Source organism: Arthrobacter sp. AK01, assembly GCF_021109375.1.
In the GTDB taxonomy this organism is placed as follows: domain Bacteria; phylum Actinomycetota; class Actinomycetes; order Actinomycetales; family Micrococcaceae; genus Arthrobacter.
Map to the genome: position 1 here is coordinate 25,341 of NZ_JAJOHP010000020.1, position 21,773 is coordinate 47,113.

Genomic DNA, 21,773 nt, shown 5'->3' on the forward strand with positions numbered 1-21,773 from the left:
GAGGAGTCGCGAACAAGCTGCGGTTTTGTGACTACGTGTGACCCTAGATGACGTAACGTTCGTCTTCGTGGTCGCCTGGGTGGTCCTTGACCAAGCCGGCGGCAAGGGTGTTGCCGTCGATGGGGTCGATCACCAGGAAAGCGCCCGTGCGCCGGTGGTGCAGGTAGTTCTCCAACGGCAACGGAGCAGACAGTCGCAGCTGCGCATGGCCGATGTCGTTGAGCTCCAGGTTGGACGCAGGCTCCACGTTGAAGGTGGCCAGGTCCAGCTTGCCAGTGACGTTGCGGACCAAGGCCTGCACAGTGCGCGTACCGTGCTTGACCAGGACCTTCTGGCCTTCGCGGAGCGGCTTCGGCGAGAGCCAAGCCAACGACGCATACAGGTCAGCAGTGCTCTCGCGGACCGTGCCGGCGGCGGCGATGGTGTCGCCACGGGCGATGTCGATCTCGTCAGCCAAACGGACAGCCACCGACTGCGGAGCGGCAGCCTCGTCCAGCGACTGGCCAGCGAAATCGATGCCCACAACGGTGGTGGTGCGCGGCTCGTGACCCGGGCTGATAACGGAAACTTCGTCGCCAACCTTCACCGAGCCCTCAGTGATCTGGCCTGCATAGGCACGGTAATCGCGGTACGCCTCCACATCAAGCCCGGCAGCAACAGCATCCGGAGCCAAGGCACCCTGAGGACGGATCACCAGCTGGACCGGGAAACGGAAGCTCTCCAGGTCTGCCTCAAGCTCGTCAGCCGCCGGGAGGGTTTCGAGGACCTCCAACAGCGCTGGACCGGTGTACCAAGGGCTGCGCTCGGAGCGGTCCACCACGTTGTCGCCGTCCAGCGCCGAAACGGGAACCACCAGCAAGTCGGCCACACCATCAGACCCAAGGCCAAGCTCGCGGGCAACCTTCTGCACGTCCGCTTCGATGTCGCGGAACACCTGCTCGCTGAAGTCCACCAGGTCGATCTTGTTCACGGCCACAATCACGTGGGCAACGCGCAGCAGTTGCAGCACGGACAGGTGCCGGCGGGTCTGCTCCAGGACACCCTTACGGGCGTCGATGAGTACGACGACGGCATCCGCAGTGGACGCGCCGGTCACCGTGTTCTTGGTGTACTGAACGTGGCCGGGGCAGTCCGCCAGGATGAAGCTGCGGCGGTCCGTTGCGAAGTAGCGGTAGGCCACATCGATGGTGATTCCCTGCTCGCGCTCGGCACGCAGGCCGTCGGTCAGGAGGGCGAGGTCGATCCCGCCCTTTTCCCCGCCGAAGCCGCGGTCCGCAGAGGTGCGGGCAACGGCGTCGAGCGTGTCAGCAAGAATCGCCTTCGAATCGTGAAGGAGGCGGCCCACCAAAGTGGACTTGCCGTCGTCCACCGAGCCGGCAGTCGCGAAACGGAAGAGCGTGGACGGAAGCGCCTCGGAGTTGAGTCCGGCGTCCAGGAGTGCGGTTTCGGTGCTCATTTAGAAGTAGCCGTCCTTCTTGCGGTCTTCCATGGCGGCCTCGGAGATGCGGTCATCTGCTCGGGTGGCGCCACGTTCGGTCAGGGTGGAGGCAGCGACTTCAACAACGACGTCGGCCACGGTGCGTGCATCGGACTCAACAGCACCGGTGCAGGACATGTCGCCTACCGTGCGGTACCGGACCAGCTTGGTGATGACGTCCTCGTGCGGCAGCGGCTGGGAAACCTCGCCCACTGCCCGCCACATGCCGTCGCGGGCGAAAACTTCGCGCTCGTGGGCGTAGTAGAGGCCCGGGAGCTCGATGTTCTCTCGCTCGATGTAGCGCCAAATGTCCAGCTCGGTCCAGTTGCTGATGGGGAACGCACGGACATGCTGGCCCACCGTGTGGCGGCCGTTGTACAGGTTCCACAGCTCGGGGCGCTGGTTGCGCGGATCCCACTGGCCGAATTCGTCACGGAGGCTCAAGATGCGCTCCTTGGCGCGGGCCTTGTCCTCATCACGGCGGCCGCCGCCAAAGACGGCGTCGAACTTGTTTTTCTGGATCGCATCAAGCAAGGGAACAGTCTGCAGCGGATTGCGGGTGCCATCGGCACGCTCGGCCAGCTCGCCGCGGTCAATGAACTCCTGGACCGAGCCGACAACCAGCTTCAGGCCCAGGCGCTCCACCGTACGGTCCCGGAAGTCAATGACCTCGGGGAAGTTATGCCCCGTGTCCACGTGCAGGACGGGGAACGGAACCTTGCCCGGCCAGAACGCCTTCGTGGCAAGGTGCAGCATGACCACGGAGTCCTTGCCACCGGAGAACAGCAGCGCGGGCTTCTCGAACTCGGCGACAACCTCGCGGATGATATGAATCGCTTCGGACTCGAGGGTGTCCAGGCTGGAGAGACGCTCCGCTGAAGGGGCGTCGACTGCCGCTGCAACTTCCACCGTGGACTCCTCTGTTGTGTACGTGCTCATGTGTGTAGTCCGCATTCTGTCTTGTCGGATCCTGCCCAGCGGCCGGCTCGGGGGTCTTCGCCCGGGGCCACTTTGCGGGTGCAGGGCTGGCAGCCGATGGACGGGTAGCCCTGGCTCAAGAGGGGGTTGACCGGAAGGATGTTGTCCTCGGAGTACTCGATCAGCTGATCGAAGGTCCAATCGACCATCGGGTTCACCTTGACCAGGCCGAAACCCTCATCCCAGGTGACCACCGGCGTGTTGGTTCGTGTAGGTCCCTCGTCACGTCGGACCCCGGTGAACCACACTTCATAACCGGCCAGCGAACGGCGCAGGGGCTGGACTTTGCGCAGCGCGCAGCACTGGGCGGGGTCGCGGGCGAACAGGTCCTTGCCAAGCAGGCGGTCCTGCTGCTCCACGGTGCTTTCCGGAAGAACGTCCACCACGTTGACGCGGAGGTTTGCTGCGACTTCGTCGCGGGTCTCGTACGTTTCCTTGAAGTGGTAGCCGGTCTCCAGGAACAAGACGTCGACGCCGGGAAGCTGGTCAGCGACCAAGGCCGGCAGGACGGCGTCGGCCATGGAGCAGGCCACCGTCACTGTGGGCAGTTCGAAGTTGCGGGCCACCCAGGCGATGACGTCCCGGGCAGGGGCGTTCCAGCCGAGTTCAGCGGCTCCGGCTTCAGCCAGGGCCTTGAGCTCTTCGTGGGAACGCAGCGCCGGCCGGGCTGCTGCACTGGCGAGGTTGGTAATAGTGACGGGATCTGTCATTGGAGATCTCCTTCGTCTGCGGAGTGTGCCCACTCTGCGAAGGTCTGGCCCTCGGCGCCAACGGCGACGAACTTACGGACCACGCGCTCCACGTAATCGGGCAGGTCTTCCACCGTGACCTTCAGGCCACGGACGGTACGTCCCAAACCGGCTTCCTCGCGCTCGTCGTTCGCCAGCCCGCCACCCAAGTGGACCTGGAAACCCGGGGTGGGGTCGCCGTCGGGCGTTGGCAGCATCATGCCCTTCAGGCCGATATCGGCCGTCTGGATACGAGCGCAGGAGTTCGGGCAGCCGTTGATGTGGAGGGACAGTGCCGAGGGCAGCTGCTTGGTCTCCACGAGGTCGGCCAGGCGGCGTTCGAGTTCAGCGATGGCCGTTGCGGCTGTGACCTTGGTTTCCACGATGGCCAGCTTGCAGAACTCGATGCCCGTGCAGGCAATGGTGCCGCGGCGGAACACGGACGGACGGGCGGAGAGGCCCAACGTGTCCAGTTCAGCGATCAGGGGCTCAACCTGTTCCTTCGCAACGTCAAGGATGACCAGCTTCTGGTGCGGCGTAGTGCGCAGGCGGTAGCTGCCATGCTTCTCCAAGGTGTCCGCCAGCGTGACAAGTGCCTCGCCGGAGGTCCGGCCCACAGTCGGGGTCACACCGATGAAGAACTTGCCGTCCTTCTGCTCGTGGACGCCGATGTGGTCTCCGGGAGCCGTGGGCTTCGGAGCGGCAGGGCCGTCCGGAAGCTTGAAGCCGAGGTATTCGTCTTCAAGGATCTGGCGGAACTTCGCCGGACCCCAGTCGTTCATGAGGAACTTCAGGCGGGCCTTGGTGCGCATGCGGCGGTAACCGTAATCGCGGAAGATGCTGGTGACGCCAAGCCATACTTCAGCTGCAACATCGGCGGAGACGAACACACCGAGGCGTTCGGCCAGGCGCGGGTTGGTGGACAGGCCGCCGCCAACCCAGAGGTCGTAACCGGCACCGTGCTCGGGGTGGACCACGCCTACCAGGGCGAAGTCGTTGATCTCGTGCACCACGTCCTGGGACGGGTGGCCCGTGATGGCGGTCTTGTATTTGCGCGGCAGGTTAGCCAGCTCGGGGTCACCGATGAAACGCTCGGCGAGCTCGTGGATCAGTGGCGTGGGATCGATGATCTCGTCCTTGGCGATGCCCGCAACCGGGGAGCCAAGAATAACGCGGGGAACGTCGCCGCAGGCCTCTGTGGTGGACAGACCGATGCCTTCAAGGCGGCGCCAGATCTCCGGCACATCCTCAACGCGGATCCAGTGCAACTGAATGTTCTGGCGGTCCGTGAGGTCGGCCGAGCCGCGGGCGAAGTCCACGGAGATCTGGCCAATGACGCGCAACTGCTCAGTGGTGAGCGCACCGCCGTCGATACGCACGCGCAGCATGAAGTACTTGTCCTCGAGCTCGTGCGGTTCAAGGGTTGCCGTCTTGCCGCCGTCGATCCCGGGCTTGCGCTGGGTGTAGAGGCCCCACCAGCGGAAGCGGCCGTGAAGGTCCGTGCCGTCGATCGAGTCGAAGCCTTCTTTGGAGTAGACAGACTCAATCCGCTCACGGACGTTGAGTCCGCTGTCTTCCTGCTTCCAGGTTTCGTTGGCGTTCAGGGGCGCGGTGCCGTCAACCTTCCACTGGCCGTGTGGCTTGGCGGCAGGGCGGGTGCGTGCTGGGCGCGAGGGAACTGCGGTGTCCGCGGACGCACCGGCTACAGCTGTATCTGTCATATCTCGACTGTAGGTCTGGCCAGTTTTCGCCAGCAAAGGTCCGGAAACGCTAAGTCACCTAGGGAAACATTTCGTCACGAAGGGGTTCCGGACCTTGTTCAAGGACGCTACTTATGCAGGTTCCCGCCGGGTTTAGCCACCCCTTGCTTGCGCGTCAGGAAGGGTTGCCAACTACGGCGTCGTAGCGTTCCAAGGCGATCTCAGCGAGCACCTGCGACGGCAGCAGGGGTGCCGTAACAATGTCTGCTCCGGCCTTGGCCAGCTGGTCGTGGAAGTAACCGGTAGCCAGCAGGTAGGAGGAGATGAAGACCCTTCCTGTCCCACCATCAGAGGCGAGTTCCGCACGCAAGGAGGCGACGCCGTCGGGCACTGTTGGCTGGGCGCTGGCGCCATAGGCCACCCGCACCTTGTTCGGCAGCAGCTCGGCGAGCAATCGCGCTTGCTCTTCCGAGTCCACGGAGCCGTCAGGGAGGGACGATCCCGCGGCAGCCAGCAGCACGCCGTCGTCGTCATTCAGTCCAGCGGCGCGCAGATGGGTGGCGAGCAGCTCGGCAAGCCGCGCATCGGGGCCGAGCGGCCGGGCAGCCACAACTTCGGGCCGGCTCTTGATCGCCTTGGGCACGTCCACCTTGACGTGGAAGCCAGTGGACAGCAAAAGCGGTACGACGACGGCGGCAGTCCCCCCGGGCATGTTTTCCACCACACCGGACAACTCGGGTTCCTGCACGTCAACGTATGCCTCCAGAACCTGCAATCCGGGACGGAGGGCTTCGATTTCAGCCATGACCCGGCGGATGGCTGCCTGGCCTTCGGCGTTGCGGGTTCCGTGGGCGCACGCGATCAAAACGGGGCTGTTCATGGGAGCTAGCGTAACGTTGAGCCAGCATCTGTTGAGAGCCGTACCCAGAAAGAACCCGTCCACTTGATTTCCATCGACATCGTCCTTCTCTGGCTTGACCTGGTAGGCGTGTTCTTCTTCGCGGTCTCCGGGTCCCTGTTGGCCGCCCGCAAACAATTCGACATCGTAGGCTCAGTGCTCCTCGGCTCCATCGTCGCCCTGGGTGGCGGCGTGATCCGTGACATCGTCATCAACGCCGGTCCCCCGATCGCCTTCACAAACCCTGCGTATCTTGCTCCCCCGCTGCTGGCTGCGATGCTGGTCTACTTCCTGTTTTCTTCGGTCCAGCGCTTCACATCCCTGCTCACGCTGTTCGACGCCGGCGGGCTGGCTCTGTTCTGCATCACGGGGACGTTGAAGGCGCTGGGTGCCGGAATGAACCCGGTGGCCGCAATCCTGCTGGGTGTCACGACCGCTGTGGGCGGCGGGCTCCTCCGCGACATCACAGCCAATGAAATCCCTACCCTGTTCAATGCCCGCGACCTCTATGCCTTGCCGGCCTTTGTGGGGGCTGGACTCACCACGTTGTTGTGGCATCTGGGCATCTTCAGCGGTCTCTCTGCCTGCATCGTGGCAGCTGTTGTTTTCGCTTTCCGCGTCATCGCGTGGCGACGCAGCTGGCACGTGCCGTTGGCCGTCCGTGGATGGCACCGCCCCGGCAGTGGAACAGGCGCAATTTCAGGCGTCCGGGATTAGCTAGGATAAGAGCATGACTGACATGTTCCTCGAGAAGTTCCGTGCGCTGGTCCCAAAGTATCTCGAGGATGAATGGCAGGAAGAAGACGGCCTCACGCCTGACGAACTGGATGACGCCCTCGCCGATCACTCCTTCACCATCCCGCTGGTTCTGCGCGAGTTCTACCTGGCAATCGGCGGTTGTGAGGACCTCATGGAGGCATACCACTACTTCTGGGACCCCGAGGAACTCGAGGTCGATGACGAAGGTTTCCTCATGTTCCTCGAAGACGAAGAGGAACAGTTCACCTGGGGCTTCCGCACTGCCGATCTCGGCATCCCGGACCCCATCGTCTGGCGCCGCAACAACGCCCGCGGCCAGTGGAAGAGCGAAGAGGGCACCTTCTCCGAATTCGCGTTCGACATGTTCGAATGGGCATTCAACGACGAAGACTAAGTTTCCGCAAAAAACAGCCCCTTTCCTGACTTCCTGGTCGGGAAAGGGGCTATTTTGTTGTGACCCGTGTGCCTCCAGCACCCACTTTGATGTCGAAAACGCCCTGACACGCCGTTCAGGTGGTGTGTCGCTGGAGAATTGCCGTCAAAGTGGGTGATGGCGGTACATGGGAGACGCAAACTCACGACGACGGCGGAACCCACCCAGGTGCGTACCGTGCCGGTGCGTAGCGGCCAACTTCCCTGTTGCGCAGGACTGCCTTGACCTCGGCAACCATCCTCTCCGGGTGATGAACGACATCCGCGTAGTAGTAGCGAAGGCTCAATAGCCCCATCCGCATGGCTGCGTTGTTCCTGTATTGGTCCTTCTTGACCTGTTTTCCCTCAAGGTGTGTGCCGCCGTCGAGTTCAACGATCAGGCATTCGTTGACCAGACAGTCCACTTCACCTACTTCCGGGACGTCCGCGTGCATCTGGACCCCAAGTCCAGCCCTGGTGAAGTGGGTGTGCGCCAACACCTCCAACAGGGAGTCGGACCGGGGCAGAACCGCATCCAAGGTTGCGCGAACCCGGCCGTTCCTGTTGCCCGGAAGCCTTGACTTCAGGAAGTCCGTCGAGAGGAGCGCCAGGCTGACCGCACTCTGCACCAAGACGAGTGCATCCAATTCAGGCAAACATCGGAGCGCGTGGATCAGGACATCGGCCACCCCGGCAACCGGCAGGTACGGATGGTCGGGGTGCTGGCGGGCCCCGTGGTGCGCAACACGGCGCCTCGCCAGGCCGGTGCTGCAGCTCAAATGGAGTTCCTCTGCACTCTCAAGAGTCCACAGACCATAGAACCGGGCGGCCGAGATACAGGTAAGTACGCCATCGGCCCGGAAGGCGGCAACGACGTCGGGATCGGCGTCGCCCGAGGTATAGACGCCACGGTGTAAGCGAGCAGCTGTCCCGTCACTGACAGCCTTCGCCAGTGCCCGCTGAGTAAAGCCGGCCTTCCTGAGGGTTTCCGTTCTGGCTGCTCCGTGCCGGCTGCGGAGGAATTCGTTGATATCCATGCAGCCATGCTGGGTTCGGCGAGGACCCCGCGGCTGCCGGGAAGTTCCCTATGTGGACAACTACGGGTACCTCCACCACCTAGTTTGCGGGCCTGCAATGTAGCGACACACCCCCTGTACGGCGAGTCCCCCCGCTCCGTGATCCAAAGTAGGTGATGGAGGTTCGGCGCTTCGCTGTAAATCGCACGGCATAGAGGAAAAAATCGTTGACCCAAAAAGTTGCATATATGACAGAGTTGTCATAAACTTTTCACGGATCCACTAAATGCCTCCGGTGGTTCTGATGCGAACGGAGATTGTGGTCCCGGTTCGGTGCAGCGTATGACTCGTAACGTTGCAACGAGCCGGGGCCATTCCGTTTTTCCGGAACCTCAAGTTTGGCCGCGTACGTCCACCACCCACTTTGATTCCACCAGCAGCCCAACACGCCGTAACCACAGGCGAGTCGCCACGCTCGAACACTCAAAGTAGGTGGTGACGGTACAGGTTTCACGACGACGACGGGCCTGCATCCGAAATCCGGACAACAAAAAACAGGCGTCCGGCCTACATGAGACCGGACGCCTGCGAAAGCAAAGGAAAAAAATTAGCTGCTGCGGTCCACCACTGCATGCGCGAAGTTGGTCAGCGATGCCTTCACAACGCCCTCGGGCAGCGGGGCCAGGGCAGCGACGGCCTCGGCGGACCACTGGCGGGCGATCTTCCACGACTCGTTGGTGACGGGATGCTCGCGCAGGCCGGCTACGGCCTCGGCCAGGGCCGAGTCGGAGGACAGGTCACCGTCGATCAATTCCAGGAGCGCAGCAGCAGAGGCATCCCCGGCGGCAGCATCGCGGCGCAGCAGCAACACGGGCAGCGTGGGCACGCCTTCGCGAAGGTCGGTGCCCGGGGATTTGCCGGACTTGACCTTCACACCAGTGACATCGATGACGTCGTCGGCAAGCTGGAAGGCAACGCCCACCTTCTCGCCGTACTCAACCAGCAGGTCCTCGTAGGCTTCGTCTGCGCCTGCGAAGATCGCGCCGAGTTGCCCGGACGCCGCAACCAGGGAGCCGGTCTTGTCAGCGATGACGGACAGGTAGTGCTCCACGGGATCTTCGTCTTCGCGCGGTCCCACGGTTTCGTGGAGCTGGCCAAGGCACAGGCGTTCGAAGGTCCGGGCCTGGATGCCCAAGGCTCGGGAGCCGAGCTCGGAGACCAAGATGGATGCTCGGGCGAAGATGAGGTCACCGGTGAGGATGGCCACGGAGTTGCCCCATACTTCATGTGCCGTGGGTGCACCGCGGCGGAAGGGAGCAGAGTCCATCACGTCGTCGTGGTACAGCGTGGCGAGGTGCGTGAGTTCAACAACCACGGCCGCCTGGACAACCTCGGGGCGTGAAGCATCACCGAGGTGCGCACACAGCAGAGTGAGGAGCGGACGGATGCGCTTGCCACCGGCTTCCACCAGGTGACGCGACGTCGCGTCAGCCAGGGGGTCCGAGTTGGAGATGGCTTCGCGGAGCTTCTTCTCAACCCGGGCAAGGTTGGTGGTGATGGCGGGGCCGAGCTCGGCGTCGCCGGCGATGGCGGCAAAACCGGCGGGCAACTGGAGTCCCGTGGCAATCGCGGTGGTGTTGGGAGCAGGCTCAACGGTGTCCGGCAGGCCGTGCCCGGCATGCGTCCAGCTGTGTTCGGCAGAGTTCGTCACGGAATAACCCTAACTAGTTGTTGCGGAAACCGCGGTGTCGGTGCCTGCCGGCGTAAGGGCGCGGGCAGCGGAAGTGTTGGACGTGGCCGGAACCAGCATCTCGAGGACGCGGATCACGCGGTCTTCGAAGCCCTTCGCGGCAGGGTCGGTGAGGTTGGCGAGCATGCGGACCACAAAACGCATCAGCACTGGAATGGGCATGCCCGTGCGCAACGCCAGTTTCATCACGGCAGGCTTGCCAATCAACGCAGCAAACGCACGTCCCAGCGTGAAATGCGATCCCCACTGGTCCCGCACGTAGTCCGCGTACCGCGAAAGGTGGGCATCGGCGTCGTCGGCGGTCCAGCCTGCTGAGCGCGAACGCGCGGCGCCGTCAATCAAGAACTCTGCGGCGAACCGGGCTGATTCCATCGCGTAGGAGATGCCCTCGCCGTTGAACGGAGACACCATTCCACCGGCGTCGCCCAGCAGGAGCAGGCCGGGTGAGTAGTGCGGCGTGCGGTTGAAGCCCATGGGCAGTGCGGCGCCACGGATCTCCCCCACCTGGTTCTCAGGGGTAAAGCCCCACTCAGGAGGCATGCCGGCCGTCCATTCGCGAAGGACCTGCTTGTAGTCGAGCTTGCCGAATTCCTTGGACGAATTCAGGATGCCGAGGCCAACGTTGGAGGTGCCATCGCCGACACCGAATACCCAGCCGTAGCCGGGAAGCGGTTTGCCTGACTTGCCGGGAAGTTCCAGCCAGCCTTCCATCCAGTCGTCTTCGTGCCGCGGCGAGGTGAAATAAGTGCGCACAGCGACACCCAGCGGACGGTCGTCGCGCTTGTGCATGCCCAGCGACACGGCGGTTCGCGTCGAGTTTCCATCGGCGGCTAGTACGACGTCGGCATGGAAGTCGCGCGTTTCGCCCGTCTTGCGTCCGGAGTCGTCGAGAATTGACGCCCGCGCGCCGATGACGCGACCGTCGTCGGCGGTCAAAGCCGAGGTGACGCTGTGGCGTTCCAGCACGACGGCGCCGGCGGCTTGGGCGTGCCTGGCCAAGTCTTCGTCGAACCCGAGACGGGTGCGGATCAGGCCGTAGGTGGGAAAGTCGGAGACCTCGGGCCAGGGCAGCTCGATGGTGCGCCCACCGGCAATCAGGCGCAGCCCCTTGTTCCGGCGCCATCCTTCCTCAACAGCGTGCGGCAGTCCGAGCTTCTGGATTTCGCGGACAGCGCGGGGAGTCAGGCCGTCGCCGCACACCTTTTCACGCGGAAAGGAGGTCTTTTCCAGCACCGTGACGTCGATGCCCGCCTGGGCGAGGTAATACGCGGCGGTGGACCCGGCAGGGCCCGCGCCAACTATCAGTACTTTCACGTCGTCCTAAATCAGCAGGCAGTACGAAGTCAGCCGGCCTGGTGGCGCGGCTTGATCTGGCGGCGAAGCTTGGCTACGGGGACACTTTCGCGGTGCTCGGCGGGCTTCTGTGCACGGTGGACGGCGACGATGCCGCCGCTGAGGTTGCGGTAAGTGATGTCCGTCCAGCCAGCGTCACTGAGCCACTGGGCCAAGTGGTCCTGGTCCGGCCAGGCGCGGATGGACTCGGCGAGGTACACGTAGGCATCCGGGTTGGAGGACACCTTGGTGGCGATGGCCGGCAGTGCACGCATCAAGTACTCGGTGTAGAGGTTGCGCCACAGCGGAACCACGGGGTGGGAGAACTCGGCGATGACCAGGCGGCCGCCGGGCTTGGTGACGCGCAGCATCTCCTCGAGGGCCTTGCGGGGCTCCACTACGTTGCGGAGTCCGAAGGAGATGGTGGATGCGTCGAAGCTGTTGTCAGCAAACGGCAGGTTGGTGGCGTCACCGGCAATGAAATCAATGTCCGGGCGGCGTCGCTTGCCAACTTTGAGCATGCCCAATGAGAAGTCGCAGGCCACGACGTCCACGCCAGCGTCTGCATAGGGTTCGCTGGAGGTTCCCGTTCCGGCTGCCAGGTCCAGGACCTTCTGGCCCACCTTCACGTCCATGGCATCAACCACGATCCGGCGCCAACGCCGGGTCTGCCCCATGGACAGGACATCATTGACGACGTCGTATTTTGGGGCGACATCATCAAACATCGTCGCAACTTCGTCCGGACGCTTTTCCAAGGATGCTCGGTTCACCCTGTAATTGTCTCAGACATTCAACCGACTTTGCTGCGCTGTAGAAGTCGGCTCAGATTCTGGTTACGCGCGGGAGTACTGTTGTTCCATCATGACGAGCACGCTCCGCACCTTGACAGTCCCCCTCGATGTTGACTCATCCTCCGGGGGGCTGCCGTCGTTTCTGGTGCGGGACGACGTCCTGTGCTGGTCCCGCCGCGAGGCCGGCCTGGTTGGCTACGGCGAACTGACCCGCTTCAATGCCACCGGCCCGGAGCGTTTCCTTGAGGCCGATATCTGGTGGCGGCACCTCATTCTTGAGGCCGAAATCACGGACCACGTAGACCTTCCGGGCACCGGTCCCGTCGCTTTTGGCTCGTTCGCTTTCTCCAAAACGTCCCCGCATGTCTCACGTTTGATCCTCCCCGAACTGGTGGTTGGCATCCGCGATGGCCGTGCCTGGGCTACCCAGCTAACGTTCGACGACGGTCCCCTCACCGAGGCCGGCGTCCTCGCCTCCGTGACTCGCTGGCTGACTGAGCCGGAACCGAACGGCGAGGATTCAGCGGCGGGAGGATCCGACGTCGCCCCCTCACCTGAGGCTGTTGCCGCGGACGGTTCGAGCGGTCACCTCAGCCACGGTTCCCTTAGCGAGTCCGCGTGGATGCAGGCCGTTTCCAATGGTGTCGACGAGATCCGCGCCGGGAAACTGGAGAAACTCGTGTTGGCGCGCGACGTCGTCGCGACCCTTCCGGACGGCGTCAACGCTGCGGAGGTACTTCGCCAGCTGGCCGCAAGGTACCGCGAATGCTGGACGTACGGCGTGGACGGACTGGTCGGTGCGACGCCCGAGATGCTGATCCAGGTGGAGGGCCGCACTGCACAAGCCCGCGTGCTGGCCGGTACCTTGGACCGCCGCGACGCCGATGGCTTGGACGGCTCCCCCATGGCGTACGCCGAACGCGTCCTGGCTGGATCCGAGAAGCAGCGGCACGAGCACGAGATCGCCATAGATTCGTTGACACGGCAGCTGGCGCCCTTCTCCGAGGCGATGAATTCCCACAGCGAGCCGTTCATTCTTGAGCTGCCCAACGTGTGGCATCTGGCCTCGGACGTGAAGGCGGAGTTGGCGGACATTGAGGGACACGTGCCCACCTGCCTGGCTCTTATTAACGCTCTGCACCCCACGGCTGCAGTGTGCGGAACCCCGACGCTGGTGGCCGGAGCGTTGATCCGGAAACTCGAGCATTTGGACCGCGGACCGTACGCCGGACCCGTCGGTTGGCTCGACGCCGCCGGCAACGGCGAATGGGGTATCGCGCTCCGTGGCGCGGTCATCGAAGACGCCAACACGGTGCGCCTTTTCGCGGGCTGCGGCATTGTGGAGGGCTCGCAGCCGGAGGCCGAACTGGCCGAGACGTGGGCCAAGTTCAGGCCGATGCTTGAGGCGCTGGGCATCCGCCGCTGAATCCGGGATCCCAGACAGACCTTCTGCTGGGGTGGTTGATAAGTGGGTAAACTTGTTATCCAATAGTGAAACTTCGTTTCCTGTGATGCACATCTCACGTTCGGCGCTACACTAAAACCGACTCAGTTCAGCATCCACCGCAACAAAAGGTAAACAACATGCAGATCTCCCGTTCGGTTCTGTCCGGCACCAAGATTGCCGCCGTGCTCGCAGCCGGCGCACTGGCCCTCACCGCTTGTGGCGGCTCGTCCACCCCTGCGGCTACGGATGCCTCGGGCCTCAAGCTCATCAATGCCGGCAAGCTCACGGTGTGCTCGGACGTTCCCTACGAGCCCTTCGAATTCCAGAAGGACGGCAAGATTGTCGGCTTCGACATGGACATCGCCGCTGAGATCGCCAAGGACGCCAAGGCAGAACTCAACGTGGTGGACAGCTCCTTCGAAGCCATCGAGACCGGCACCGCCCTGACCGGCTGCGACGTTTCCATCTCCTCGATCTCCATCACGGACGTCCGCAAGAGCGTCATGGACTTCTCCACCCCTTACCTGGATGACGACCTGACCCTCGTGGCCACCTCGTCCTCCGGCATCAGCAACCTTGATGGTGCCAAGGGCAAGAAGGTGGGCGTCCAGCAGGCCACCACCGGCGCCCAGTACGCCAAGGACAAGGGAATCGACGCCCAGCAGTTCGAGGACTCCGGCCTCCTGGTCCAGGCCCTCAAGGCCGGCACCATCGACGCCGCAGTCGGCAACCAGTCCGTCCTGGGCTACGCCATCAAGGACGACTCCAACCTGAAGCGTGTCGAAGACTACGCAACGGGCGAGAAGCTGGGCATCTCCATCAAGAAGGGCAACACCGCCATGGCGGATGCCGTGAACGCCACACTGAAGCGCATCACCGACGACGGTTCACTGAAGAAGTTCGAGACCACCTGGTTCGGCGAAGCCACCAAGTAGTCCGAGCCCCGGCTCCCGAGATCCACGCAGGCGGGCCCCGAAACGATACGTTGTTTCGGGGCCCCACCTGCGCAACATGAATGTGAGAACACCATGGCAATGACTGCACGTCAACGAGCCAAAGTCAGTTTGTACGTCCAGGCCGGAATCTTTGTTGTGGCCGTGGCCGCAGTGATCCTTGCCGTGGACTGGAAGACGGTTGGCAACAGCGTCTTCAACTTCGCCAAGATCGGCCCGATGTTCCCGGACATCTTCCTTGTGGGCCTCAAGAACACACTCATCTACACGGCGCTGGCCTTCGTGGTGGGCTTGTCCGGCGGCCTCCTGCTTGCCCTGATGAAGCTCTCCACCTTCCCTCTGTACCGGTGGCTGGCCACGGGCTACATCGAGTTCTTCCGCGGCGTTCCTGCACTGTTGGTCTTCATCGCCTTCGGCTACGGCGTTCCGCTCGCATTTGGTGTCCAGTGGGACGTCAACATCGTGGTCATGGTTTCGCTGGGCATGGTGGCCTCGGCCTACATCGCTGAAACCCTCCGCGCAGGCCTCCAGGCTGTGCCCAAGGGCCAGATGGAAGCCGCCCGTTCACTGGGCATGCCGCAGTGGCGGGCCATGGTTTCCATCGTCATCCCCCAGGCTTTCAAGATCGTCCTTCCGCCGCTGACCAACGAGATCATCCTGCTCACCAAGGACTCCTCACTGATCTACGTCTTGGGCCTCACCGCGTCCCAGTACGAGCTCACCAAGTTCGGCCGTGACGGCATCTCCAGCCTCGGAGCCGGCCTGACGCCGCTTCTCGTGGCCGGCGCTTTCTACCTGGTCATCACCATCCCCTTGAGCCTCCTGGCACGGAAGTTCGAAAGCCGCTCCGCGCGGACGAAGCGATAGGCAGGACAGTCATGAATAACTCCACTGGGAGCACGTCCAGCGTTCGCGCTGCGGGCGTCGACATCAAGGATTTGCGCAAGTCCTACGGCAGCAACGAGGTCCTCAAAGGTATCTCGCTGACCGTTGAACCGGGCCAGGTAGTTTGCCTGATCGGGCCCTCGGGCTCCGGCAAGTCCACCCTCCTGCGCTGCGTCAATCTGCTGGAGCAGCCCAATGCGGGCACCATCAACGTGGGCAAGTTCGAGGCCACAGACCCTGACGTGGACCTCAACAAAATGCGCCAGAGCGTTGGAATGGTGTTCCAGCACTTCAACCTGTTCCCGCACCTGAGCGTGTTGGATAACTGCACCATTTCGCAGATGAAGGTCCTCAAGCGCTCCAAGTCCGAGGCAGCCGGCGTGGCCCGCCACAACCTGGAGCGCGTTGGCTTGGGACACCTCGCCGACCGATTCCCGGACCAGCTCTCCGGTGGCCAGCAGCAGCGCGTGGCTATTGCCCGTGCCCTGTCCATGGACCCGCAGCTCATGCTTTTCGATGAGCCCACGTCAGCTTTGGACCCTGAGACCGTGGGCGACGTCCTTGCCGTCATGCGCAAGCTGGCCCAGGAAGGCATGACCATGCTGGTGGTCACGCACGAGATGGGCTTCGCCCGTGAAGTCGCCGACCGCGTGGTCTTCATGGACGCCGGTGTCGTGGTGGAAGAAGGGCCGGCGGAGAACGTCATCAGTGCACCCACCCAGCCACGAACCAAGGAATTCCTGCGCCGTGTCCTGGACCCGACGCACATTGGTGTCGAGGAAGCCTGACGCCACGCAGATTCGCTAGCGCCACGGAACCGGGAGGGCGACACCCATAGGTGGGTGTCGCCCTCCCGGTTCTGTGTCACCGGCGAGCCTGGGCTTAGCCCGCCGTGAGGACCTGGCCCACCGCAGCGTTGATGGCTTCCTTGATCCGAGCATGGAGCACCCGCAGGCCTGCCCGGTCGACGCGCACCTCCACGATAGTGCGCCCCTTGAGCGGCAGCTTGAGTGCGTCGGCGAGTTCCGCCGTCGTACTTACCGCTTGATGTCCGACGCCGTACGCGGCCGCGAGTGCCGCAATGTCCACTGAGTGCGGGGTACCGAAGAGGCGTTCGACGGCGGTGCCGTAGGCGCCTGAGTCCTCGACGGCGCCGTGCTCGAGCAGGCTGAAGATGGCACCGCCGGCGTCGTTGAGGACCACGATGCGCAGGTCCGGCACAGGTTCACCGTGGCCGAGAAGCAACCCCCCAGCGTCGTGGAGGAAGGTGACATCGCCCAGGAGAACCGTGGTTTCGCGTCCGCTGCCCAGGGCGATGCCGGTGGCTGTGGCGATGGTGCCGTCGATTCCGGCGAGGCCGCGGTTTGCGTGCACGGTAGCGATGGGTTCGGTGTGGGGTTGACCAGCGAGGTCGACGTCGCGGATGCCGTTGGAGGAGCCGAGGACCAGCTGACCGCGGGAGTGTTCCCAAACGGTTGCACCAACGGAGGGACCGTTGGCGAGGGTCTCCCCCGCGAGCACTCCGTCAAGGCTGTGTTGGGCTGCTGCGCCTGCGAGGAGCCAGGAATCCAGCCATTCCGCAGATCCCCGGCCAGCGAAATCGGCCAATTCGGGGAGGGTTTCGATGGGTGTTTCGCGGCGTCGGCCCGCCTCATACCAAGCGACTGGAACAGGCTGGTAGATGGCTGTGCTTACGGACTCGCGGGCCAGCAAGGATGCCACGGGACGGGACAGGGTTGCCCGGCCAAAAAGGACCACCCTTTCGATCGGAGCGGGCGACTCGGGGCCGAAGTGCTCCAACAACACCCGGTACGGCCCAACTGCGTTAGGCCCGAAACGTGCGTTGGAGGACGGTTCCGCGAGCAACGGAAGGCCGTGGGCCCGCGCGAATGCTTCAGCCACAGGGCCTGCGTCGTGGCCTGCGAGGACCACGGTGCGTCGCTCGGCGAGTTCGCTGGATGCTGCCGGGAGATCCAAAACCTGGGGGCCGGCGTCGTAATGGAACACTCCGTGTCCGGTGGTTTCGGGCAGGGCGTCGCCGGCCGCGGGAACCAGCGGATCGCGGAACGCGAGGTTCACTTGGACAGGGCCGGGCGGGGTGTCTTCAAGTGCGCCGGTGGCGGCATACAACGCGGTGGCAACAGCCTTCTGCGGATGGTCACCGGCAGGGATGTCGACGGCGAATCGTACGTGGTCGCCGAAGAGGTCCAGCTGGATGGTTGTCTGGTTGGCCCCGGTTCCGTGGAGTTCCTCCGGCCGGTCCGCGGAAATGACCACCAAAGGCACTGCTGAGTGGTTGGCCTCCATGACGGACGGAAGAAGGTTGCCAACCGCCGTGCCTGAAGTGGTTACCACAGCCACCGGCGCCTCGGTGGAAAGTGCCAGGCCCAGGGCTGTGAACCCGGCATCGCGTTCGTCAATGCGGACGTGCAGCCGGACGCGGCCGGCAGCTTCTGCTTCCGCGAGGGCGTAGGCCAGGGGCGCCGACCGTGAACCAGGGGCCACCACCACGTGCCGCACCCCGCCGTCCAGCAGTGCCGTCACGGCGATCCGGGCGGCGGCGATGGATGTCAGAGAGTCCTGGGAAGTCACCCGTCCAGTCTATTGGCGCGTGTGGACGCTCATCACACCCCAATCAGGCGAGCGAGAGGAAGAGCTTTTCCAGTTCTTTTCGATCCATCGTTTCGTCTTTTTGGGTGATGCACTGCTCAAGGCCAGTGGCGATGATGGCGAACCCGGCGCGATCGAGAGCTTTCGACACCGCTGCAAGCTGGGTGACCACATCCTTGCAGTCCCGCCCTTCTTCAAGCATTCGCGTGACGGCCGCGAGCTGGCCTTGGGCGCGCTTGAGCCGGTTGATAACGGGTGTGAGTTCTGCCGGGTTGAGTTCCATGAGCTTCTCCAAGGTGTCGGGAATCTCCCACTACTATATACCCCCTGGGGTGTTTGACTACCCCCCGGGGTATCTGGAATACTCGGCGGGGTATCCGCTACCGCCTATTCGAGAGGCTCTCCATGACGTCGCCCACCAAGGCATCCGCCATCACCACGCTCGCCCCGGAAACACTGCACAACTGGATTGCCGAACACCGCGATCTGATGGTGATCGATGTGCGCTCAGCTGCCGAGTTCGAATCCATGCACATCCGCGGGTCCTATAACGTGCCCCTGCCTTTGCTTTCGGAACATACCGATGAACTGGCTGCCAGACTGGGCTCCCGCGTGGTTCTGGTGTGCCAGTCAGGCGCACGCGCCGAGCAGGCCCGTCAGCGGCTCGGCGCGTCTGGCATTGAAGGTGCGTACGTTCTGACCGGAGGGGTCCCCGGGTTCGTCGCCGCCGGTGGCGACGTTGTGAGGGGCAAGGACCGCTGGGACCTGGAGCGCCAGGTCCGCCTCGCTGCCGGCTCCTTGGTGGTGCTGGGCATGGTGGGCGGCAAGTTCATCTCACCCAAAATCCGCGTGCTAGCCGGGGCCATCGGCACAGGGCTGACCTTCTCGGCCGCCACCAACACCTGCGCAATGGGGAAAGTCCTCTCAGCCATGCCGTGGAACAAGGCCGCCAAGGAGCCCACCCGCGAAAGCGCCATCCTCCAGCTTCCGGCACCAGAAGCGGGCATTGCGGCATGATCCCGGCCCTGGCCCTGGGACTCATTGTCGGGATCGTCCTGGGAGTGGTGGGTGGCGGTGGGTCAATCATCGCCGTCCCCGCCCTTGTCTACGGCGTGGGCATGAGTCCTACCCAGGCCATCCCGACGTCCCTGTTGGTGGTAGGAGTATCGTCTTTGGCGGCACTACTTCCGAGGGTCCGGGACGGCCTGAACTGGCCGGTCGTCGCGTTGATCGGTCTTGCAGGCATCCCGGCAGCCTGGGGTGGTGCAGCCGTAGGCCGACTGCTGGATCCAAACATCCTGATGCTGGCATTTGCGGTGATCATGGTGGCCGCAGGGATCCGAATGCTCGCCAAGCCCCGCGAGTCCGATGGATCCTGCAGCACGGGCCCCAACAGGGCCTTCCGATCCTGCGCTCCAAAGGCAGTGGGGGTAGGGCTGCTGGTGGGATTTCTGACCGGACTGCTGGGGGTTGGCGGCGGCTTCCTCATCACCCCCGCCTTGACCATCCTTCTGGGCCTGCGCCTGAAGCAGGCTGTCGGAACGTCCTTGGCCATCATCGTGATCAACTCCGCCGCAGGGTTCAGCGCGCACGCTGCCGGGTACACCATCGACTGGGCAACCACACTGGCATTCGCCGTCCCGGCCATCCTGGGCTCGCTGGTCGCCGCCCGGGTGGCCCGCCGCCTGAAGGACAAATACGTCCGCATCTCGTTCGCAGTACTCATCTTCGCCGTCGCGGCGTGGGTGACCACCGGGGCCGTAACTGCCTAACCAAGGAAGAAGGAGAACACTATGGGACTCATGGATACCGTCAGAAAGGCCTTCGGTAAGCCCTATAAAACGATCGACGTCGCCAGGGCCAAGGAACTCCTGGACTCCGGCGCCACGCTGATCGATGTCCGATCAGCGCAGGAGTGGCGAACCGGCCGCGCCACGCAGGCCAAGCATATTCCTTTGGACCGACTGCAGACCAGCACCTCCGGCATCCAGAAATCCCGGCCCGTCATCGCCGTGTGCGCTTCAGGGGTACGGTCCGCTTCGGCGGCCCGGCTGCTAGCCACAAAAGGGTATGACGCCTACTCGCTACGCGGCGGCATGGCAGCCTGGCGTCGCGCCGGCGAACCTGTCCGTTAGCGACTGTCACTATCTTTCGAAGGAGAATCCAATGGCCGAAATCACTGTCACCGAAGCAGAGCAGCGGCGCTCCACCGTCTGCATCCTCGACGTCCGCGAGGACTTTGAGGTCGCCGAAGGCATGATTCCCGGAGCCCTCCACATTCCCATGGGTCAGTTGCAGGCACGCCTGTCCGAACTGGACCACAAAGTCCCGGTCATTGCCGTATGTCGAAGCGGCAACCGTTCAGCCCGCGTCGCTGACGCCCTCAATGGCGCCGGCTTTTCTGCGGACACGATGGCCGGGGGCATGATCGCCTGGATCCGGGCCGGTCTTGCCACCACCTGAACGAAAACGCGGCAGAGCGGCACCCTGACATCACTTTCACCAAAGTGGACACCGCACGTACGCACCAAAACTGCTGGCCGAACTCCCCTTGGAATATACCCCCATGGGTATTCGTTTCAATTACGTCATCTACTCCACGAAGGAGAGCACACCATGCTTATCGAGCGCATTTACGATGAAGACCTCGCCCATGCCAGCTACCTGATCGGCTGCCAAGCCAAGGGAGAAGCCATTGTTGTCGATGGCCGGCGTGACATCGCCGTCTATCAGGATCTCGCCGCGAAGAACGGCATGAAGATCGTGGCCGTAACCGAGACACATATCCATGCCGACTACCTTTCCGGCACTCGTGAACTTGCCGCCGTCACCGGAGCAAAAATATATGTTTCCGGCGAGGGCGGCCCCGAATGGCAGTACGAATTCGACGGCGAGCGGTTGCATGACGGTGACAGGATCGCCTTGGGCAACATCAGCATCCAAGCAGTGCATACCCCGGGCCACACTCCTGAACACCTTTCCTTCCTGGTCACCGACGGCGCGTTCAGCGACCAGCCAGGCTACTTACTCTCCGGGGACTTCGTTTTCTCCGGCGACTTGGGTCGACCGGACTTGCTCGATGAGGCCGCGGGCGGAATCGACACCCGTTTCGAGGGCGCCAAGCAACTCTTTGCCAGCCTCCGGGACAAATTCCTGACCCTTCCCGACTACGTCCAGGTCCACCCGGCCCACGGTGCCGGCAGCGCCTGCGGCAAGGCCCTCGGGGCCATACCCTCGTCAACCGTGGGCTATGAGCGCCTGTACGCCTGGTGGGGACCCTACCTGGCAGCGAACGACGAGCAAGGATTCGTTGACGAACTCCTGGACGGGCAACCCGACGCCCATGCTTACTTCGGACGGATGAAGCGGGAAAACCGTGAAGGGCCCGCCGTCTTGGGCGCACGCCTGCCTCTTCAGGAGCTGGACGCCGCGGAGGTGTCCCAGGACCTGGCATTGGACAAGGTCACGTTCATCGACACCCGCCCGCACACTGAGGTCCACCACAGCACAGTAATCCGGTCGCTCAACGTTCCCGCGGGCAAGTCGGTAGCCAGTTACGGAGCCTGGGTGATCAACCCGGAAACGGACAAAAACCCGCTGGTTCTCTTGGCACCGGACCAGGGCGCAGCCCAGGACATGTGGGATCACTTGGTACGTGTCGGCATCGACAACATCGCCGGATTCCTCACCAGCATCGACGGCCTGCCAATGTTCACGCCTAAGCTCATCCAGCCGGAGGAACTCGACGGCTTCAACGCTGCCATGGTCCTGGATGTCCGTAACAAGACAGAGCACAATTCCGGCCATATCCCGGGTTCCCACCAGCTCAGCGGTGGCCGCGTCATGTGGCATCTTGACGAACTACCCGCCGAAGGCACCATCGTGAGCTATTGCCAGTCCGGCGTTCGGAACTCAGTTGCGGCCAGCGCCCTTCGCCGGGCCGGATACGACGTCGTCGAACTCGACGGCAGCTACGCAGCATGGTCCGCCCAGCAGAATTCACTGGCCACCGCCTAAAGCCTAGGGCCCTCCCGC

At 63.5% G+C, this 21,773-nt stretch carries 22 protein-coding genes; 11 read left to right on the forward strand and 11 right to left on the reverse strand.

All coding sequences use genetic code 11. The features are described 5' to 3' along the window. Positions 1 to 43: 43 nt before the first annotated feature. From LN996_RS09080 to LN996_RS09100, 5 genes are all read right to left on the reverse strand, one after another. On the reverse strand, positions 44 to 1,456 hold the full coding sequence (locus tag LN996_RS09080) for a sulfate adenylyltransferase subunit 1 (RefSeq protein WP_231340069.1): 1,413 nt from the start codon (positions 1,454 to 1,456) through the stop codon (positions 44 to 46). After that, positions 1,457 to 2,416, reverse strand: coding sequence for a sulfate adenylyltransferase subunit CysD (cysD, locus tag LN996_RS09085; protein WP_231340070.1), 960 nt, complete (start codon positions 2,414 to 2,416; stop codon positions 1,457 to 1,459). Then, positions 2,413 to 3,165 carry a phosphoadenylyl-sulfate reductase gene (locus LN996_RS09090; RefSeq protein WP_231340071.1) on the reverse strand — a complete coding sequence of 251 codons (753 nt, stop codon included), beginning with the start codon at positions 3,163 to 3,165 and terminating at the stop codon, positions 2,413 to 2,415. The genes cysD and LN996_RS09090 overlap by 4 nt, the downstream gene beginning before the upstream one ends. Next, a complete protein-coding gene (locus LN996_RS09095) occupies positions 3,162 to 4,904 on the reverse strand; it encodes a nitrite/sulfite reductase (protein WP_231340072.1) in 1,743 nt (580 codons plus the stop codon). The genes LN996_RS09090 and LN996_RS09095 overlap by 4 nt, the downstream gene beginning before the upstream one ends. Before the next feature lie 154 nt (positions 4,905 to 5,058). Continuing rightward, positions 5,059 to 5,826, reverse strand: coding sequence for a sirohydrochlorin chelatase (locus LN996_RS09100; protein WP_231340073.1), 768 nt, complete (start codon positions 5,824 to 5,826; stop codon positions 5,059 to 5,061). Here LN996_RS09100 and LN996_RS09105 point away from each other — a divergent pair, their 5' ends adjacent. Together LN996_RS09105 and LN996_RS09110 are read left to right on the forward strand one after the other, a co-directional pair. Beyond that, entirely contained in the window at positions 5,827 to 6,498 is a 672-nt protein-coding gene (locus LN996_RS09105; RefSeq protein ID WP_159700895.1) for a trimeric intracellular cation channel family protein, read from the forward strand. Between the two features lie 13 nt (positions 6,499 to 6,511). Beyond that, positions 6,512 to 6,934 (forward strand): hypothetical protein, encoded by a 423-nt coding sequence (locus LN996_RS09110; RefSeq protein ID WP_159700898.1) that lies wholly within the window; start codon positions 6,512 to 6,514, stop codon positions 6,932 to 6,934. 181 nt (positions 6,935 to 7,115) lie between these two features. On the opposite strand, the gene LN996_RS09115 is transcribed toward LN996_RS09110, so the two are convergent. From LN996_RS09115 to LN996_RS09130, 4 genes are all read right to left on the reverse strand, one after another. Further along, positions 7,116 to 7,988, reverse strand: coding sequence for a type IV toxin-antitoxin system AbiEi family antitoxin domain-containing protein (locus LN996_RS09115; protein WP_231340074.1), 873 nt, complete (start codon positions 7,986 to 7,988; stop codon positions 7,116 to 7,118). A gap of 586 nt (positions 7,989 to 8,574) precedes the next feature. After that, positions 8,575 to 9,678 (reverse strand): polyprenyl synthetase family protein, encoded by a 1,104-nt coding sequence (locus LN996_RS09120; RefSeq protein WP_231340075.1) that lies wholly within the window; start codon positions 9,676 to 9,678, stop codon positions 8,575 to 8,577. Positions 9,679 to 9,687: 9 nt separating this feature from the next. Then, positions 9,688 to 11,031, reverse strand: a complete 1,344-nt coding sequence (locus LN996_RS09125) for a geranylgeranyl reductase family protein (protein WP_231340076.1) — start codon at positions 11,029 to 11,031, stop codon at positions 9,688 to 9,690. Between the two features lie 29 nt (positions 11,032 to 11,060). Continuing rightward, positions 11,061 to 11,822 carry a demethylmenaquinone methyltransferase gene (locus LN996_RS09130; RefSeq protein ID WP_090817170.1) on the reverse strand — a complete coding sequence of 254 codons (762 nt, stop codon included), beginning with the start codon at positions 11,820 to 11,822 and terminating at the stop codon, positions 11,061 to 11,063. Between the two features lie 91 nt (positions 11,823 to 11,913). On the opposite strand from LN996_RS09130, the gene LN996_RS09135 reads away from it, so the two are divergent. The 4 genes from LN996_RS09135 to LN996_RS09150 all read left to right on the forward strand — a co-directional run bounded on the left by LN996_RS09135 (position 11,914) and on the right by LN996_RS09150 (position 15,916). Next, positions 11,914 to 13,269 carry an isochorismate synthase MenF gene (locus tag LN996_RS09135; protein WP_231340077.1) on the forward strand — a complete coding sequence of 452 codons (1,356 nt, stop codon included), beginning with the start codon at positions 11,914 to 11,916 and terminating at the stop codon, positions 13,267 to 13,269. 158 nt (positions 13,270 to 13,427) lie between these two features. Then, complete coding sequence (locus LN996_RS09140; RefSeq protein WP_231340078.1) at positions 13,428 to 14,225, forward strand: ABC transporter substrate-binding protein; 798 nt, start codon at positions 13,428 to 13,430, stop codon at positions 14,223 to 14,225. Positions 14,226 to 14,318: 93 nt separating this feature from the next. Next, the gene (locus LN996_RS09145; RefSeq protein ID WP_231340079.1) at positions 14,319 to 15,110 is read left to right on the forward strand and encodes an amino acid ABC transporter permease; all 792 of its coding nucleotides are present in this window, start codon (positions 14,319 to 14,321) and stop codon (positions 15,108 to 15,110) included. An 11-nt stretch (positions 15,111 to 15,121) separates the two neighbouring features. Beyond that, positions 15,122 to 15,916: an amino acid ABC transporter ATP-binding protein gene (locus LN996_RS09150; RefSeq protein ID WP_231340080.1), complete on the forward strand. Its 795-nt coding sequence runs from the start codon at positions 15,122 to 15,124 to the stop codon at positions 15,914 to 15,916. Positions 15,917 to 16,010: 94 nt separating this feature from the next. Here the strand turns inward: LN996_RS09150 and menD are convergent, their stop codons facing one another. Continuing rightward, the gene (gene menD, locus LN996_RS09155; protein WP_231340081.1) at positions 16,011 to 17,720 is read right to left on the reverse strand and encodes a 2-succinyl-5-enolpyruvyl-6-hydroxy-3-cyclohexene-1-carboxylic-acid synthase; all 1,710 of its coding nucleotides are present in this window, start codon (positions 17,718 to 17,720) and stop codon (positions 16,011 to 16,013) included. A 43-nt stretch (positions 17,721 to 17,763) separates the two neighbouring features. Continuing rightward, positions 17,764 to 18,021, reverse strand: a complete 258-nt coding sequence (locus tag LN996_RS09160; RefSeq protein WP_231340082.1) for a metal-sensitive transcriptional regulator — start codon at positions 18,019 to 18,021, stop codon at positions 17,764 to 17,766. Positions 18,022 to 18,143: 122 nt separating this feature from the next. Here LN996_RS09160 and LN996_RS09165 point away from each other — a divergent pair, with 122 nt between their 5' ends. The 5 genes from LN996_RS09165 (at position 18,144) to LN996_RS09185 (ending at position 21,755) form a co-directional block, all read left to right on the forward strand. After that, positions 18,144 to 18,755: a rhodanese-like domain-containing protein gene (locus LN996_RS09165; protein WP_231340083.1), complete on the forward strand. Its 612-nt coding sequence runs from the start codon at positions 18,144 to 18,146 to the stop codon at positions 18,753 to 18,755. Further along, entirely contained in the window at positions 18,752 to 19,510 is a 759-nt protein-coding gene (locus tag LN996_RS09170) for a sulfite exporter TauE/SafE family protein (RefSeq protein WP_231340084.1), read from the forward strand. Before LN996_RS09165 ends, LN996_RS09170 begins: the two co-directional genes overlap by 4 nt. A gap of 21 nt (positions 19,511 to 19,531) precedes the next feature. Continuing rightward, entirely contained in the window at positions 19,532 to 19,873 is a 342-nt protein-coding gene (locus tag LN996_RS09175; RefSeq protein WP_231340085.1) for a rhodanese-like domain-containing protein, read from the forward strand. 31 nt (positions 19,874 to 19,904) lie between these two features. Then, complete coding sequence (locus LN996_RS09180; RefSeq protein ID WP_231340086.1) at positions 19,905 to 20,201, forward strand: rhodanese-like domain-containing protein; 297 nt, start codon at positions 19,905 to 19,907, stop codon at positions 20,199 to 20,201. Positions 20,202 to 20,354: 153 nt separating this feature from the next. After that, the gene (locus LN996_RS09185; protein ID WP_231340087.1) at positions 20,355 to 21,755 is read left to right on the forward strand and encodes a rhodanese-like domain-containing protein; all 1,401 of its coding nucleotides are present in this window, start codon (positions 20,355 to 20,357) and stop codon (positions 21,753 to 21,755) included. Positions 21,756 to 21,773 lie beyond the last annotated feature (18 nt).

Coding starts and splice junctions, on each gene's coding strand:
- LN996_RS09140 (WP_231340078.1), top strand. CDS start 13,428: ATGCAGATCTCCCGTTCGGTTCTGTCCGGCACCAAGATTGCCGCCGTG.
- LN996_RS09180 (WP_231340086.1), top strand. CDS start 19,905: ATGGCCGAAATCACTGTCACCGAAGCAGAGCAGCGGCGCTCCACCGTC.
- LN996_RS09170 (WP_231340084.1), top strand. CDS start 18,752: ATGATCCCGGCCCTGGCCCTGGGACTCATTGTCGGGATCGTCCTGGGA.
- LN996_RS09095 (WP_231340072.1), bottom strand. CDS start 4,904: ATGACAGATACAGCTGTAGCCGGTGCGTCCGCGGACACCGCAGTTCCC.
- LN996_RS09135 (WP_231340077.1), top strand. CDS start 11,914: ATGACGAGCACGCTCCGCACCTTGACAGTCCCCCTCGATGTTGACTCA.
- cysD (WP_231340070.1), bottom strand. CDS start 2,416: ATGAGCACGTACACAACAGAGGAGTCCACGGTGGAAGTTGCAGCGGCA.
- LN996_RS09110 (WP_159700898.1), top strand. CDS start 6,512: ATGACTGACATGTTCCTCGAGAAGTTCCGTGCGCTGGTCCCAAAGTAT.
- LN996_RS09165 (WP_231340083.1), top strand. CDS start 18,144: ATGACGTCGCCCACCAAGGCATCCGCCATCACCACGCTCGCCCCGGAA.
- LN996_RS09080 (WP_231340069.1), bottom strand. CDS start 1,456: ATGAGCACCGAAACCGCACTCCTGGACGCCGGACTCAACTCCGAGGCG.
- LN996_RS09175 (WP_231340085.1), top strand. CDS start 19,532: ATGGGACTCATGGATACCGTCAGAAAGGCCTTCGGTAAGCCCTATAAA.
- LN996_RS09160 (WP_231340082.1), bottom strand. CDS start 18,021: ATGGAACTCAACCCGGCAGAACTCACACCCGTTATCAACCGGCTCAAG.
- LN996_RS09115 (WP_231340074.1), bottom strand. CDS start 7,988: ATGGATATCAACGAATTCCTCCGCAGCCGGCACGGAGCAGCCAGAACG.
- LN996_RS09145 (WP_231340079.1), top strand. CDS start 14,319: ATGGCAATGACTGCACGTCAACGAGCCAAAGTCAGTTTGTACGTCCAG.
- LN996_RS09185 (WP_231340087.1), top strand. CDS start 20,355: ATGCTTATCGAGCGCATTTACGATGAAGACCTCGCCCATGCCAGCTAC.
- LN996_RS09150 (WP_231340080.1), top strand. CDS start 15,122: ATGAATAACTCCACTGGGAGCACGTCCAGCGTTCGCGCTGCGGGCGTC.
- LN996_RS09090 (WP_231340071.1), bottom strand. CDS start 3,165: ATGACAGATCCCGTCACTATTACCAACCTCGCCAGTGCAGCAGCCCGG.